The sequence below is a fragment of the Bradyrhizobium sp. 17 genome, from assembly GCF_023073515.1.
Lineage (GTDB): Bacteria > Pseudomonadota > Alphaproteobacteria > Rhizobiales > Xanthobacteraceae > Bradyrhizobium > Bradyrhizobium canariense_D.
Genome location: NZ_JADPJQ010000130.1, coordinates 360,458 through 373,520, shown reverse-complemented (window position 1 = coordinate 373,520; position 13,063 = coordinate 360,458). Strand labels below are relative to the sequence as shown.

Below are 13,063 nucleotides of genomic sequence, written 5' to 3'. Positions count from 1 at the left end.
ATGACGATCCCATTGCCTGTCTTCCGCCTCTTCCTCATCCTCGCCGCCCTGCTGCTGGCCGGCGCGCCGTTGCGTGCGCAGAACATCGTCTTGATGGTCAACGGCGATCCCATCACCGACTTCGACATCGAGCAGCGCTCCAAGCTCGACCAGCTGACGACGCAGAAGACACCGGCCCGCCAGGACGTCATCAACGAGCTGATCGACGACCGGGTGAAGATGAAGGAAGGCAAGAAATATGGTGTCGACCCCGGCGTCTCCGACATCAACCAGTCCTACGAGGGCATGGCGCAGCGCATGCGCATCTCGCCGGACCAGCTCACCAAGTCGCTCGAGGTCAAGGGCGTCCGCCCCGAAACCCTGAAGAGCCGCATGAAGGCCGAGATGGTCTGGACCAGCCTCGTGCGCGGCCGCTTCAAGGAGAAGCTGCTGGTCGGCGAGAAGGACGTCGCGCAGGCCGTGCAGGCCCAGACCGGCGACAAGCTGCAGATCGAGGGCACCGAATACAAGATGCAGCCGATCGTGCTGATCGTGCCACGGGGCTCGTCGCCGGCGTTCCTGGAGACGCGGCATAAGGAAGCCGAGCAGTATCGCTCGCGCGTCGGAAGCTGCGAAGAAGCCAATTCGCTGTTCCGCTCCACGCCGAACGCCACCATCCGCGACGTCGTCACCAAGACCACCGCTGAATTACCCGAGGCGCTGCGTAAGGTGCTCGACGACACGCCGATCGGCCACCTGACCGCGCCCGAGACGACCAAGGCAGGCATCGAGATGGTGGTGCTGTGCTCGCGCAAGCCGACCATGATCGACACGCCGAAGAAGCGCGAGGTCCGCGAGAAGATGTATCAGGAGAAGTACGAGAAGACCCAGAAGACCTATCTCGAGGAGCTCCGCAAGGCGGCGATGATCGAGTATCGCAACCGCTGATGGCCAAGCAGCCTGCCAAGCCCCTCGCCCTGACGCTGGGAGAGCCTGCCGGCATCGGCCCCGACATCACCATCGCAGCCTGGCTCAAGCGCCGCGAACTGGACCTGCCCGCCTTCTATCTGCTCGGCGACGAGGCGCTGATCGCCCGCCGCGCCAAGGCGCTCGGCGCTGCCGTCAGGATCGCTTCGGTGACCACCGGCGAGGCCGAGGCCGCCTTCCCCGAGGCCCTGCCCGTGGTTGCGTCCGGCGAGCCCGCGAGCGCCGCGCCCGGCAAGCCCGACGCATCGAGCGCGCCGGCCGCGCTCGCCTCGATCCGCCAGGCGGTCACGGATGTCCGCGAGGGCCGCGCCGGCGCCGTTGTCACCAATCCGATTGCCAAGAGCGTGCTCTATAGTGCCGGCTTCCGCCATCCCGGCCATACCGAATTCCTCGCAGAGCTCGCCGCGGAAGACGGCCCCACGCCGCAGCCGGTGATGATGCTGTGGTCGCCGCGGCTCGCCGTAGTGCCCGTGACCATCCACGTCTCCTTGCGCGATGCACTGGCCCAGCTCACCAGCGAGCTGATCATCTCGACCGTGCGCATCGTCGCGACCGAACTCAAATCCCGCTTCGACATCGCGAATCCGCGCATCGCGATTTCCGGCCTCAATCCGCACGCGGGCGAGGACGGCTCGCTCGGCCACGAGGAGCAGACCGTGATCGCGCCGGCGATCAAGACGTTGCGGGGCGACGGTATCGAGGCGAAGGGACCGCTCCCCGCCGACACCATGTTCCACGAAGCCGCGCGAAACAGCTATGACTGCGCCGTCTGCATGTACCACGACCAGGCGCTGATCCCGATCAAGACTGTGGCCTTCGATGACGCGGTCAACGTCACGCTCGGACTGCCCTTCATCCGCACCTCGCCCGACCACGGCACCGCCTTCGACATCGCCGGCACCGGCAAGGCCAATCCGGCAAGCCTGATCGCTGCGTTGAGGCTTGCGAGCCGGATGGCGGCTGCGAAAACCCGATGAGCACGATCGATGACCTCCCGCCGCTTAGCGAGGTCATTCGCCAGCACGCCTTGTCGGCGCGCAAATCGCTCGGCCAGAACTTCCTCCTCGACCTCAATCTCACCGCGCGCATCGCGCGTGCGGCGGCTCCACTCGAGGATTCCACCATCATCGAGATCGGCCCCGGCCCGGGCGGGCTGACGCGCGCCCTGCTCGCGCTCGGCGCCAGACGCGTCATCGCCATCGAGCATGACGAGCGCGCGATCCCTGCCTTGCAGGATATTGCTGCGCGCTATCCCGGCCGACTCGAGATCGTCCATGGCGACGCCATGACCTTCGACCCGCGCCCGCTGCTATCAGGCGAAAGAGCAAAAATCGTCGCCAACCTGCCCTACAACATCGCGACCCACCTCCTCGTCGGCTGGCTCACCACCGAACCCTGGCCGCCCTGGTACGAAATGATGGTCCTGATGTTCCAGCGCGAGGTCGGCGAGCGCATCGTGGCGCGCGAGGACGAAGAGGCCTTCGGCCGACTCGGCGTGCTCGCCAATTGGCGCTGCGAGACCAAGATCCTGTTCGACATCGCGCCGTCCGCCTTCGTGCCGCCGCCGAAGGTTACGTCTTCCGTTGTGCGACTGATCCCGCGCGAAACGCCTCTCGCCTGCGATCGCAAGCTGCTCGAACAGGTCGCGGCCGCCGCCTTCGGCCAGCGCCGCAAGATGCTGCGGCAAAGCCTGAAGGCGCTCGGCGCCGATCCCGCGCGGCTCGCCGCAGCTGCCGGCGTGGATGCGACGCGGCGCGCGGAGACCGTTCCGATTTCCGGCTTTGTTGCCATGGCCCGTGAATTGGCCAATATACGCAGCGAAACAGAGAGATAATTTCGGAGGAAGAAATATGGCGTTGATGCGTCGGCAGTCCCTCGTCAAGTTCGATGCGCCGCTGTGCGAGACCATCGTCGAGACGCCGAAGCCGCAAGGTCGAGAGGTGCTGGTGCGGATCGAGCGTTGCGGCCTCTGCCACTCCGATCTGCACATCCAGGACGGCTACGCCGATCTCGGCGGCGGCAAGAAGCTCGACACCACGCGCGGCATGACGCTGCCCTTCACGCTCGGCCACGAGATCGCGGGCGTGGTCGACGAAGTCGGCCCCGAGGTATTCGCCGGTCTCGTCGGCAGCAAGAAGGCGGTGTTTCCGTGGATCGGTTGCGGCCAGTGTCGCGACTGCGCCAATGGCGACGAGAATCTCTGCGCCAGACAGCGCTTTCTCGGCGTCTCCATCGACGGCGGCTTCGCCACCCACGTGCTGGTGCCCGACGCGAAATATCTGCTCGACTACGATCCCCTGCCCGTCAACCAGGCCGCGACGCTGATGTGCTCCGGCGTCACCGCCTACGGCGCGCTCAAGCGCCTGGTCGACCGGCCGCGCCAGCGCAACCTCCTGCTGATCGGCCTCGGCGGTGTCGGCATGATGGGCCTTTCCTTCGCGGCGGCCATGTTCAAGCAGCCGATCACGGTCGCCGACCTCAGCGGTGCCGCGCGCGAAACCGCGCTGAAGAACGGCGCGGCGGTGGCCTACGATCCGGCCGAGCCCGACGTGGTCAAGCGCATCCTCAAGGAAACCGATGGCGGCTTCGACGAGATCGTCGACTTCGCGGGCAACGAGAAGTCCATGGCTTTCGCGGTCGCCGTCGCCGCGCGCGGCGGCAAGATCGTGGTCTCCGGCCTGATGGGGGGCCAGTTCACGTTGCCGATGGTGCAATGGGTCTACAAGCGCATGACCATCGAGGGCTTCATGGTCGGCACACTCACCGAGGCTCACGAGCTGATGGCGCTCGCCCGCGCCGGCAAGATCAAGCCGACGCCGATGCGCGAGGAGCCGATGGCCGACGTCCAAACATGGATCGACGAGCTTCGCGCCGGCAAGGTCGTCGGCCGCATCGTGCTCAAGAACTAGAAACTGACGCAGACCCGTGTTCCAAATTGGGGAACCCGCTCTCTGCAGATACGGTCCCCGCCAGCTCTCTTTTTGGATTTCTGGCAACCATGCAGACGATCCGCCGCTTCCTCGCCGACGAGTCCGGCGCCACAGCGATCGAGTACGGCCTGATCGCCGCCGGCATTGCGCTTGCGATCATCGCCGTCGTCAACAATCTCGGCGCGACGCTGAACAAGAAGTTCACCTCGATCGGCAGCTCGCTGAAGTAGCGGGCACGCGCGCCAATTCAAAGCATTCGTCTGTCCCGCGGAACGGCAACGGCCGCGCCGCGTTGGCAGCCATGTCCATTCGCTGCACCGTCGAGAACGCATTCTTCATCGCCTGGAGTTTCCTGGAGCGGAGCGGAGAGCTCGGCTCCCCGGACGAGACGGCGAACGTCCTGCTCGACGCCATTGAGGCCCAGCTCAGGACCGGCGAGCGCCGGCAACTGATGCTCGCCAACAGGGCGATCGATGCCTATCGCGCCCACGCGGAAAAAGGCCGGCCCGCGCACGATTGCGAAGCACGCTTCGGGTGACGAACTTCGGGTGATGAACATCCCGGCCGCCCTCGGGCCCGCCGGCCCGGCGGCGTTGAGGTATAGGCCGGCGGTCCGTCGGGCAGAGCGCACGGGCTGCGGCGCTCCGCGACGAGCGCGCTACGCTGGAGCCGCGCCCTGCTGTGTGCACTCCTGCACAGAGCTCGCAATGTTGAAGGCCGCTGGGTTCGGCTGCGCCATTGCCTCGTCCCATGCTTCGCCAAAACTTTCTGGAATTCCGCAAGCCGGAGGCCATTTTTCAACGGCTGAAAAACGCCTTGTGTGCACTTTGGAACCGTCGGCTCCGTCACGGAAACGTAGGGTTCTGGCCGGTGCCGATTCCCGGCCAGAGCAAGACATGTGACCGGTCGGCCCCAGAACGATCTTCTCCAGCAGCTCAGCCGCCCGGATTTCGAACTGCTCGCGCCGCACCTCCAGCCGGTCGAACTCGAGGCGAGCCACATCCTTTATCATGCCGGCGACGAGGTGGCGGCGGTCCATTTTCCCTGCCGTTCCACGCTCGTGTCGTTCGCCGTGCCGGTCGAGGACGATCGCGAGGTCGAAAGCCTGCTGGTCGGGCGCGAGGGCGCGGTGGGCATTGCCGCCGGCCGCAGCGCCTCGCTGGCCTATTCGCGCATCGTCGTGAAGCTGGGCGGCACCCTGCTGCGGCTGCCGCCGCGCGTGCTCGAGCAGGCCCAACAGAGGTCGGCCACGCTTCTGCAAATCTTCTCTCGCTACGCCGACTGCCAGTTCGCGCAGCTGCTCCAGACCGCGGCCTGCAATGCCGCGCATTCGATCGAGCAGCGCGCCGCCAAGTGGATCATCTCCGCGCAGGAGCACGTCGGCGGCCCCGAGATCCCCCTCACCCATGAGCAGCTGGCCGGCATGCTCGGCGTGTCCCGCAGCTATGCCAGCCGCGTCATCCAGATGTTCAAGGCCAGGCGGATCCTCGCGACACGCCGCGGCGCCATCCTGATCCTAGATGCGCCGGCGCTCGAAGCCAGAGCCTGCTCCTGCAACGACTGGGTGAAGAAGCACTTTGACGAGGTGATGGGACGCACGGCCGCGGACGGTTAGCTTTAGGTCTCACGCATGCGGCGGCGATTGGCGCTTCAAGTGCAGATAGGTCGGACTGAAGCCTCCGAGCCGCTGCAATTCGCGCCATTTCATGACGATGAGCTCGCCGTCGTGCATGTCCATGGTCCCGCTCCGCCTGAGGTCGGCGAGCGTCCGGTTCACCGTCGCGATCGCCATACCCAAGGTCTCGCCGAGCTGCGCCAGGCTGAGCGGCAGGCGGCAGCGATTGCCGCGGACGAGCTGCGCTGCGCGGGCGCGGTAGAACAGCTCGCAGAACAGGTGTGCCATGCGCGCGTGCATCGGCCGGGCGCTGTTGTTGGTGATGGCCTCGCGAAAGATCGCGGCATCGAGCAGGGTCTCGCGCCAAACCGACAGCGCGAAGGTCGGTCGTCGCCGGAAGGCAATGAACAATTCGCGATGCGGGATGAAGGCCACCGAGGCAGGCCCGAGGGCGCAGAGGCCATGGTCCATCTGGTCGATGAACAAGCCCTGGGAGTCCGGCAGGTCGCCGGACAGATGGAACGCGAGGTATTGCCGCCGGCCGCTGTCGAGCAAATGGTAGCGCGCGATCATGCCGGAGACGACCAGCGCCGAATGCTCGGGTTCGTCGCCCTGACGGATGAAATCCTCGTTCGGCGCGAACTCGCGCTGCACAAAGGTCAGCCCGCGAATTTCGGCGACATCCTCCTGGGCGAGTGCGGTGTGCTCGCCCAAATTCCGGATCAGCACGTCATGCGCTTTTTCCATAGGTCCCGCCAAAAATCCTGCCGGTTCGATCAAATGATACATCTGGCCCGTATCCAGCGGACTAGAACGCGGGTCGGAAGCACAGGTTGCTACCGGTCTGCGACATTACTTGGTCGCAGCCCACCGTCCCTCGATCGCTGACTGCGCCCGCCATTCGCATGAGCTCTACGACGATCCTGAAGCGCATTCGCCACCTGTTCGCATCGGAGTCGGGCGAGCACCTGGACAGTATCAGCGCTGCCTTCCAGCGAGGCACGCTGAAGGAGCCGGCGCGGCCGATGTCGGATCAGGAGCTTGCGCGCACCATCCGCGAGTTCCAGGCGGTTCCCGTGTCCGATTGGACCATCGCGAAACTCTCACGATGCCTGCTCGAGCCGGCGATGCCGGGTGACGACTGAAACACCTCCTCCTCTCCATGCCGCACCCCAAGTTCATCGCACATCTCCAGGCGATTGAAGGCCTCTCCGACGACGAACGCCGCCAGATCGCGGCTCTGCCGTCCACGCTGCGCCAGGTCTCCGACGGCGAGACCCTGCTGCGCCAGGGTGAAGATACCTCTCGCTGCGTTTTCGTCGTCAGCGGCTTCCTCTATCAGGCGCGCATCGTCGGCGATCGCAGCCAGATCCTCGCCTTCCACGTTCCCGGCGACATGCCGTGCCTCCACACGCTGCTGGTCTCGCCGATGGATGCGGACCTCGTCGGTCTTGGCCCTTCCCTCGTCGGCTACGTCGCACACAGCCAACTCAAGCAGCTGCTCGACGGCTCCATTCACCTGACCCGCGCGTTCTGGCGCGAGACGCTGATCGATGCGGCGATCTCGCGACAATGGATCGCGCGCCTCGGCGCACAGGCGGCACTGCCGAAGGTGGCCCATCTGATCTGCGAGCTCGCCGCAAGGCTGGAGGTCGTGGGCCTCGTCAAGAACGGCCGCTTCCAGATGCCGATGACGCAGCGGCACGTCGCCGATGCCTGCGGACTGTCGATCGTCCACGTCAATCGCACCATCCAGGAGCTGAGAGGGCGCCGATTGATTGCCTGGGAGGGAAGCGAGATCGAGCTGTTGCAACCCGACGAGCTCCGCGCGCTCGCGGATTTCACGCCGGATTATCTGACCTGACAAAGACGGGCGGCGTCCCAACGAACGACATTCGAACCGGCACAGCAAAAGCGATCCCCCGCCTCACGATCGCGATGGCTTTATCCGCCATGATTTGAGCAACGGGCCGCCGGCACCCAGCACGGGATCGGTCTTCGGCTTGCGGACCTTGGCGACGCGTTTGCTGGCGTCAGGACGCTCTCGCGTGTCGGTGCACTCGTCATACGTCCCCTCCTGCGGATACGCTCCGACGACCAGGAAGTCCCGGCTGGACTCGATCAGTCGGTGTCCGGTGCCTGCGGGAAGGACCAGAACATCTCCGGCCTTCACGCTCAGGATTCGCCCCTTGATCCCGCCGCACTCGATCCTGGCCGTGCCGCGTGCCACGCCCATCACTTCGTGGATCTGCGAATGATAGTGGACAAAGTCATAAACCGTATCGCGCCAAGAGCGGCCCCAGCCGTGACGATCGAACAGCGTGTCGATGATGACCTCTGGAGCAAAACGCCGGGTCTTCAGGTTCACCGCGCCGCGATAGAGCAAGACGGGAAAATGCGGGTTATTCGGCACGATGCCATCGTCCTGGAAACGGATGGCTGTCGGCTTCCGAGCCCGCACGAGCGCCCGCAGCGTTGCCGCGTCGGGGTGATCCTCAACGAACTTCTTGGCGAGATTTTTGATCTGGTCCTTGATCGGCATGGCGTCTCCTCAGCCGCAATTAAACGACGGCCGGAAGCATAAGTTTCCCGAGGTGATCCGGTTGGACCGCCATCTCCTCGGCGTCATTTCCGGCGAAGACAAGCCTTCCAGAAATCGTTCCGCGGCAGCACTCCGGAATGCTCCTGCGCTCGCCCGGCCAGCGCCTTACCCCGGGGTAGCCGACGATGGCCGCGCAGGAGCGGAACGACGCGCGTTTCGCTTACCTGCGAGCGGCTTTGCGACCTCCCGGGCGCACTCGACGAGCAGCCGCTGAGCAGGGTTTGGCGTTCTGCCCTTCATCGCAATGATCCCGATCGGCCACATCTGAATAGGCATTTCCACCGGTAAAACCTTCATCGACAGCCGCTTCGCGCTGAAGTGCAACATCGATGCCGGAAGGAAACTCAGGAATCGTTCCGACGAGAGCAACGCCGACTGCATAAGGATCGAATACACGGTTACGCTGGCACGTGGCACCTCCAGCCCGGAGGCGTGAAATGCGTTGGCAATCCAGCCGCCCGGAAAGCTTTCGCGCGGCGGCAGGCACCAACGCTCGTTGACCAGCTCGTCGAGGCGGATCTTGCGCCGCCCCACCCACGGACTGTGCAAGCCTGCGACAACGACACCGCTTTCGTGCAACAGCACTTCGACATCAGTATCGGCAGCCGGTGTCGGGCTCGGCAGGCGCCCTATCATGAGGTCGATGTCGTGATTGCGCAGATGACGATCCTGAAGCTCCGGCGGTTCGCCCTCGATGATGTGAAGCGCGAGCCTCGGATATTGCCGGGATAGCCGGTCAATGATGGCCGGCAGTAGTCCGGCCATCACGGGCTCGGTGCTGCCAATGCGCAATTCACCCACCGCGGGATCAGCGAGCGATTGCAGCTCGTCGACGCCACTCCGCAAATCGTTGCACAAAGCAATGCTGCGCTTGAGCAAGGCCTTGCCGTAAAGCGTGGGCTCAACGCCGAGCCGGCTGCGCTCCAGAAGCGGAAGGCCGATCGTTTGCTCCAGGCTTGCGATCATCTTGGATATGACAGGCTGAGAAATTGCTAGGTGCTCGGCCGCCTTCGCCATGCTCCCGTATTCCACGACGGCGATAAACACGTTCAGTTGCCGCAGCTTGATCCGACGGCTGATCTGGGATGCATCGAGCATGCGACCCTTTCCGAAATGGAATAGAACTATCGAGAAATAGAACTTTTCTTATATAGGTCCGCGGGACAAGCTGCAATTCGCGTTACCCTCCACCGCCAAGGATTGGAGCAGCCATGTCGAACATTCACGTACCCCGTCGCACCTTCCTGCTCGGAAGCCTCGCGGGATTGTTGCTGCCCGGCAAGGTCGCCGCGCAGCCTTATCCGTCCAATCTCATACGTGTTGTCGTCCCTGCCGGCGCGGGGACACCGCCCGACATCATCAGCCGCATGATCGCCGACGAGCTCGCCGCCAATGAAGGCTGGCGACTTGTGGTGGAAGATCGCCCCGGTGCGCTGCAGACCATTGCCATGAACGACGTGAGCGGTCGTCCGGCGGACGGCTATACACTGCTGACCATGAGCCTTCCGATGACGGTCACCCCGGCCCTGCTTCCGAAGGCGGAGACACGGGCGGATGTGGATTTCGATCCGGTGATCAAGATATCGAAATCCTACACCGTGCTCGTTACAACGCCTTCCTTGCCGGTCGACTCGTTAGCCGGTCTGGTGGCGTTGCTCAAGAGCAAGCCAGGGAAGCTCAACTTCTCTTCCGCGGGCTTCGGCACCCCCTCGCACCTGATCGGCGAAATGTTTGCATTGCAGGCGGGCGTGCGCGCCACCCACGTGCCCTACCAGCAGTTTTCCCAAGCAATCACCGATCTGATCAGCGGCAACGTCCAATACATGTTTGTCACCACGCTTCCGGTTATTGACCTCATTGCGACCGGCAAGTTGCGAGCGCTTGCCGTCACCGCCCCCACCAGGATTGCTGCCCTGGGAGACATTCCCACTGTGATCGAGGCAGGCTTTCCCGATCTGGTGACAGCCGATTGGATCGGCTTTGCAGCGAAGCGTGGAACGGCTGCGGAAGTAACGTCGCAGCTCAACAAGGCAATTAACAAGGTACTTCTCGAGCCGAAGATCCGCGCTTCCCTCGACAAGATAGGAGCCGTAGCCGTGGGTGGCACCGCCGCAGAATTTGGTGAGGGAATCCGGAGTGACATCGCCCACTGGGCCAAGGTCGTCAAGGATGCGGATATCAAGCTGCCTTGATGAGCCAGACCCCATCCAAAGCCCAGACGAGTGGCCGCGATGCAGCAGCATTGGCGATCACGCCGCCGCAGATTGTCGGCCCGTTCTACCCGGTCTCGGAGCACCCCGATCTGGCAACCGATCTGGCGCGTCCAAGCGGCAGCACCGCTGAGGCGCTGGGCCAGCTCATCCATCTCAGCGGACGCGTGCTCACGCGTTCGGGAGCGCCGGTGCCGCATGCACGCATTGACATCTGGCAAGCCAACGCGGCGGGGAAATATCGTCATCCGAGTGATATCAATCCGGCGCCGCTCGATCCCAATTTCAAAGGCTTCGCGCGTCTCACAACGGATGCGGCCGGGCACTACAGCTTTCGTACCGTCAAACCGGGCCGCTATCCGACAGCAGAGGGCGAGGTCAGGCCGCCGCACATTCATCTCACCGTTGAGGGGCGGTTCGATTGCCTGGTGACCCAGTTGTATTTCGCTGGCGAAGAAGAAAACGTGACCGACCGCTGGCTCAATGCGGCCCCGCATCCGGAAAGGTTAATCGTTACTCTGCAAAATTCGCCATCACGCCTTGAGAGGCATGCGTTGATCGCGCATTTCGACATTGTTCTTGCCAGCGGATGACAAGCGTTTCAGGTGGCTCCAAGCCCGATTTGGGTCGTTCGCCACCGGCGCTGACGCGTCGGGCAAAACACCCCCGTCAAGGCCTCCGCGCAAAAATATTTCGCTTTTCCGAATTTCGGATTTGTGGCATACGCCCGTCATCCTGGCCCTGCCAAAGGGGCGTTCGCGACCGTCACGACATGCGGGCCGGGTGGCGGTGGACGCGGCAGCGACGGCGCGGGCGGCGTGACGACAGGGCGGGCAACCGTGAGTCCTCGCGCGACGCGTACGACACGGCGCTGGAGAGCGGGCTTGTCGGTCATCGGGGGTGAGCACACGCAAGCCCTCGATGATTTCGGCCGGACCGTCCGCGGATGGAGAAGTCGTGTGGTCCTGACGCCCGGGGTCTGTGCGTCAAGCCTCGCGGTGATGTGGCGGCCCGACCGGGCGCGCGCATCATCGATCGGCCAGGCGACGGGGGCAATAGTGCATCGCTCCCCGGGGAGAGCACGAAGGACACCGTTAAAACCATCCGCGCAGGGAAGGCCGGGCGATCGGCCACCCTATCGGTCCACCCCGTGTGCATTCCTGTAGCGCACGGACCAACGGGTGCCGCCGGCGCCCGACCTTCCCTGCGCCCTTTGGCCTCCAGTTGGGCGATGAACGGCAGCAAGGTTCGGGCAGAATCTGCCGCGGGAACGCGCAAGCGTGCGCCCTCCCCGGCGCGACCGGCCAACGCTGTACACACTGTCGCACCGCTTTTCGCCCGCGCCTCGAGCTGGTAGAATGGCGATATTGTTTGGGGAATTTTGATGCGCGCGAGGATTTTCAATCGCGTCCCGGGGCTGGCGATGCTGGTCGCAGCCCTGCTCGTCGTCGCAACGCACCCGGCATCGGCCGAGAAGCGCATCGCGCTCGTGGTCGGCAACTCCGCCTACAAGAACATCACGCCGCTCGACAATCCATCCAAGGACGCGAGCCTGATGGCGGACACGCTTGGCCTGCTCGGCTTTACGCTGGTCGGAGGCCGCGCCCAGCTCGATCTTGACAAGGGCGCGATGGATCTGGCGGTGCAGAGCTTTGGCCGGCAGGTGCAGGGCGCCGACGTCGCGCTGTTCTATTATGCCGGCCACGGCGTGCAGGTCTCGGGCGCCAACTATCTCGTGCCGGTCGGCGCCAATCCGACCCGCGAGGCCGACGTCGACTTCCAGATGACCGATGTCAACCTCGTGCTGCGCCAGATGCAGGGATCGGGCACGCGCCTCAACCTCGTGATCCTGGACGCCTGCCGCAACAACCCCTTCGGCTCACGCGGCCTGCGCGCCTCCGATGGCGGCCTCGCGCAGATGCGCGCGCCCGAGGGCACGCTGATCTCCTACGCAACCCAACCCGGCAACGTCGCCCAGGACGGCAGCGACGGCCACAGCCCCTACACCAAGGCCTTGGCCGCGACGGTCCGGACCGCGGGCCTCGACGTGTTCCAGACCTTCAACCAGGTCGGCCTCGCGGTGAAGCGCGCCACGTCCGGCGCGCAGCAGCCCTGGGTGTCGTCCTCGCCGATCGACGGCACCTTCTATTTCGTCGCCCCCACGCAAACCGCGCCGCCGCAGGTCGCAGCGATGCAGCCCGATCCGCCGCCGGCGGATCGGCTGCGCGCCGATCCGGACCGCGTCCCCTTGCGCGATGCCGCCCTGCTGAGCGAACTCAGCGAGCGGCTCTACGAGCTCAATTTCGATCCTGACAGCCCTGATGGACTGACCCGCGCGATCACGAAACTCCAGCAGCGGATTTCCATGGCGCCGACGGGCGAAGCCACCGAAGGCCTGCTGTTGCGGATGCGCAAGATGGAGGACCTGAAGCCATGGGGCTCGATCGTCTACGGCCCCGACGGCAGCAAATGGGGCATCTCCTGGAACCACGCCTCGCGGCGCGCGGCGGTGGCGGATGCGCGCGGCAATTGCGCCGGCGCCAAATGTCCGATCGAGCTGTCTTTCTATGGCAACCGCTGCGGCGCGTTCGCGATCTCCGACAAATCCTGGTCGCTGGTCCAGCGCGACAGCGTGCAGCGCGCGAAAGATGCCGCGCTTGACGAATGCGGCAAGGCTGGCAAAGCTTGCCGCATTATCGGTTCCGTCTGTGCCGACGGCTCCGGCCGCTGATACGATTTT

At 64.7% G+C, this 13,063-nt stretch carries 15 protein-coding genes; 12 read left to right on the top strand and 3 right to left on the bottom strand.

Translation table 11 applies throughout. The annotated features are described in order from the left end of the window. The 7 genes from IVB13_RS38035 (at position 1) to IVB13_RS38005 (ending at position 5,511) form a co-directional block, all read left to right on the top strand. Positions 1 to 927: a SurA N- domain family protein gene (locus tag IVB13_RS38035; protein WP_026233734.1), complete on the top strand. Its 927-nt coding sequence runs from the start codon at positions 1 to 3 to the stop codon at positions 925 to 927. After that, positions 927 to 1,943, top strand: a complete 1,017-nt coding sequence (gene pdxA, locus IVB13_RS38030) for a 4-hydroxythreonine-4-phosphate dehydrogenase PdxA (RefSeq protein ID WP_247368737.1) — start codon at positions 927 to 929, stop codon at positions 1,941 to 1,943. The genes IVB13_RS38035 and pdxA overlap by 1 nt, the downstream gene beginning before the upstream one ends. After that, positions 1,940 to 2,800 (top strand): 16S rRNA (adenine(1518)-N(6)/adenine(1519)-N(6))-dimethyltransferase RsmA, encoded by an 861-nt coding sequence (rsmA, locus tag IVB13_RS38025; RefSeq protein WP_247368741.1) that lies wholly within the window; start codon positions 1,940 to 1,942, stop codon positions 2,798 to 2,800. The genes pdxA and rsmA overlap by 4 nt, the downstream gene beginning before the upstream one ends. Positions 2,801 to 2,816: 16 nt before the next feature. Beyond that, positions 2,817 to 3,875: an alcohol dehydrogenase gene (locus tag IVB13_RS38020; RefSeq protein ID WP_018459099.1), complete on the top strand. Its 1,059-nt coding sequence runs from the start codon at positions 2,817 to 2,819 to the stop codon at positions 3,873 to 3,875. A gap of 89 nt (positions 3,876 to 3,964) precedes the next feature. Further along, a complete protein-coding gene (locus IVB13_RS38015; RefSeq protein ID WP_018459100.1) occupies positions 3,965 to 4,126 on the top strand; it encodes a Flp family type IVb pilin in 162 nt (53 codons plus the stop codon). A gap of 71 nt (positions 4,127 to 4,197) precedes the next feature. Further along, positions 4,198 to 4,434: a hypothetical protein gene (locus IVB13_RS38010; RefSeq protein ID WP_247368743.1), complete on the top strand. Its 237-nt coding sequence runs from the start codon at positions 4,198 to 4,200 to the stop codon at positions 4,432 to 4,434. A gap of 360 nt (positions 4,435 to 4,794) precedes the next feature. Next, complete coding sequence (locus IVB13_RS38005; protein WP_085352920.1) at positions 4,795 to 5,511, top strand: Crp/Fnr family transcriptional regulator; 717 nt, start codon at positions 4,795 to 4,797, stop codon at positions 5,509 to 5,511. A 9-nt stretch (positions 5,512 to 5,520) separates the two neighbouring features. Here IVB13_RS38005 and IVB13_RS38000 read toward each other — a convergent pair whose 3' ends face one another. Next, a complete protein-coding gene (locus IVB13_RS38000; RefSeq protein WP_018459103.1) occupies positions 5,521 to 6,258 on the bottom strand; it encodes a Crp/Fnr family transcriptional regulator in 738 nt (245 codons plus the stop codon). 158 nt (positions 6,259 to 6,416) lie between these two features. On the opposite strand from IVB13_RS38000, the gene IVB13_RS37995 reads away from it, so the two are divergent. Further along, entirely contained in the window at positions 6,417 to 6,656 is a 240-nt protein-coding gene (locus IVB13_RS37995) for a hypothetical protein (RefSeq protein ID WP_247492583.1), read from the top strand. Positions 6,657 to 6,673: 17 nt separating this feature from the next. Continuing rightward, positions 6,674 to 7,375: a Crp/Fnr family transcriptional regulator gene (locus IVB13_RS37990; RefSeq protein ID WP_018459105.1), complete on the top strand. Its 702-nt coding sequence runs from the start codon at positions 6,674 to 6,676 to the stop codon at positions 7,373 to 7,375. Between the two features lie 63 nt (positions 7,376 to 7,438). Here IVB13_RS37990 and IVB13_RS37985 read toward each other — a convergent pair whose 3' ends face one another. Together IVB13_RS37985 and IVB13_RS37980 are read right to left on the bottom strand one after the other, a co-directional pair. After that, positions 7,439 to 8,053 carry a hypothetical protein gene (locus IVB13_RS37985; RefSeq protein ID WP_018459106.1) on the bottom strand — a complete coding sequence of 205 codons (615 nt, stop codon included), beginning with the start codon at positions 8,051 to 8,053 and terminating at the stop codon, positions 7,439 to 7,441. 165 nt (positions 8,054 to 8,218) lie between these two features. After that, the gene (locus IVB13_RS37980; RefSeq protein WP_018459107.1) at positions 8,219 to 9,211 is read right to left on the bottom strand and encodes a LysR family transcriptional regulator; all 993 of its coding nucleotides are present in this window, start codon (positions 9,209 to 9,211) and stop codon (positions 8,219 to 8,221) included. 113 nt (positions 9,212 to 9,324) lie between these two features. On the opposite strand from IVB13_RS37980, the gene IVB13_RS37975 reads away from it, so the two are divergent. From IVB13_RS37975 to IVB13_RS37965, 3 genes are all read left to right on the top strand, one after another. Further along, on the top strand, positions 9,325 to 10,305 hold the full coding sequence (locus IVB13_RS37975) for a tripartite tricarboxylate transporter substrate-binding protein (protein WP_085395982.1): 981 nt from the start codon (positions 9,325 to 9,327) through the stop codon (positions 10,303 to 10,305). Further along, positions 10,305 to 10,916, top strand: coding sequence for a protocatechuate 3,4-dioxygenase (locus IVB13_RS37970; RefSeq protein ID WP_026233735.1), 612 nt, complete (start codon positions 10,305 to 10,307; stop codon positions 10,914 to 10,916). Before IVB13_RS37975 ends, IVB13_RS37970 begins: the two co-directional genes overlap by 1 nt. Before the next feature lie 791 nt (positions 10,917 to 11,707). Further along, on the top strand, positions 11,708 to 13,054 hold the full coding sequence (locus IVB13_RS37965; protein ID WP_247368749.1) for a caspase family protein: 1,347 nt from the start codon (positions 11,708 to 11,710) through the stop codon (positions 13,052 to 13,054). Positions 13,055 to 13,063: the final 9 nt, after the last annotated feature.

What these genes read in the sequence shown, in the direction of transcription:
- IVB13_RS37970 (WP_026233735.1), top strand. Translation starts at nt 10,305, where the DNA reads ATGAGCCAGACCCCATCCAAAGCCCAGACGAGTGGCCGCGATGCAGCA.
- IVB13_RS38035 (WP_026233734.1), top strand. Translation starts at nt 1, where the DNA reads ATGACGATCCCATTGCCTGTCTTCCGCCTCTTCCTCATCCTCGCCGCC.
- IVB13_RS37985 (WP_018459106.1), bottom strand. Translation starts at nt 8,053, where the DNA reads ATGCCGATCAAGGACCAGATCAAAAATCTCGCCAAGAAGTTCGTTGAG.
- IVB13_RS38015 (WP_018459100.1), top strand. Translation starts at nt 3,965, where the DNA reads ATGCAGACGATCCGCCGCTTCCTCGCCGACGAGTCCGGCGCCACAGCG.
- rsmA (WP_247368741.1), top strand. Translation starts at nt 1,940, where the DNA reads ATGAGCACGATCGATGACCTCCCGCCGCTTAGCGAGGTCATTCGCCAG.
- IVB13_RS37990 (WP_018459105.1), top strand. Translation starts at nt 6,674, where the DNA reads ATGCCGCACCCCAAGTTCATCGCACATCTCCAGGCGATTGAAGGCCTC.
- IVB13_RS37995 (WP_247492583.1), top strand. Translation starts at nt 6,417, where the DNA reads ATGAGCTCTACGACGATCCTGAAGCGCATTCGCCACCTGTTCGCATCG.
- IVB13_RS37965 (WP_247368749.1), top strand. Translation starts at nt 11,708, where the DNA reads ATGCGCGCGAGGATTTTCAATCGCGTCCCGGGGCTGGCGATGCTGGTC.
- IVB13_RS38010 (WP_247368743.1), top strand. Translation starts at nt 4,198, where the DNA reads ATGTCCATTCGCTGCACCGTCGAGAACGCATTCTTCATCGCCTGGAGT.
- IVB13_RS38020 (WP_018459099.1), top strand. Translation starts at nt 2,817, where the DNA reads ATGGCGTTGATGCGTCGGCAGTCCCTCGTCAAGTTCGATGCGCCGCTG.
- IVB13_RS37975 (WP_085395982.1), top strand. Translation starts at nt 9,325, where the DNA reads ATGTCGAACATTCACGTACCCCGTCGCACCTTCCTGCTCGGAAGCCTC.
- IVB13_RS38000 (WP_018459103.1), bottom strand. Translation starts at nt 6,258, where the DNA reads ATGGAAAAAGCGCATGACGTGCTGATCCGGAATTTGGGCGAGCACACC.
- pdxA (WP_247368737.1), top strand. Translation starts at nt 927, where the DNA reads ATGGCCAAGCAGCCTGCCAAGCCCCTCGCCCTGACGCTGGGAGAGCCT.
- IVB13_RS37980 (WP_018459107.1), bottom strand. Translation starts at nt 9,211, where the DNA reads ATGCTCGATGCATCCCAGATCAGCCGTCGGATCAAGCTGCGGCAACTG.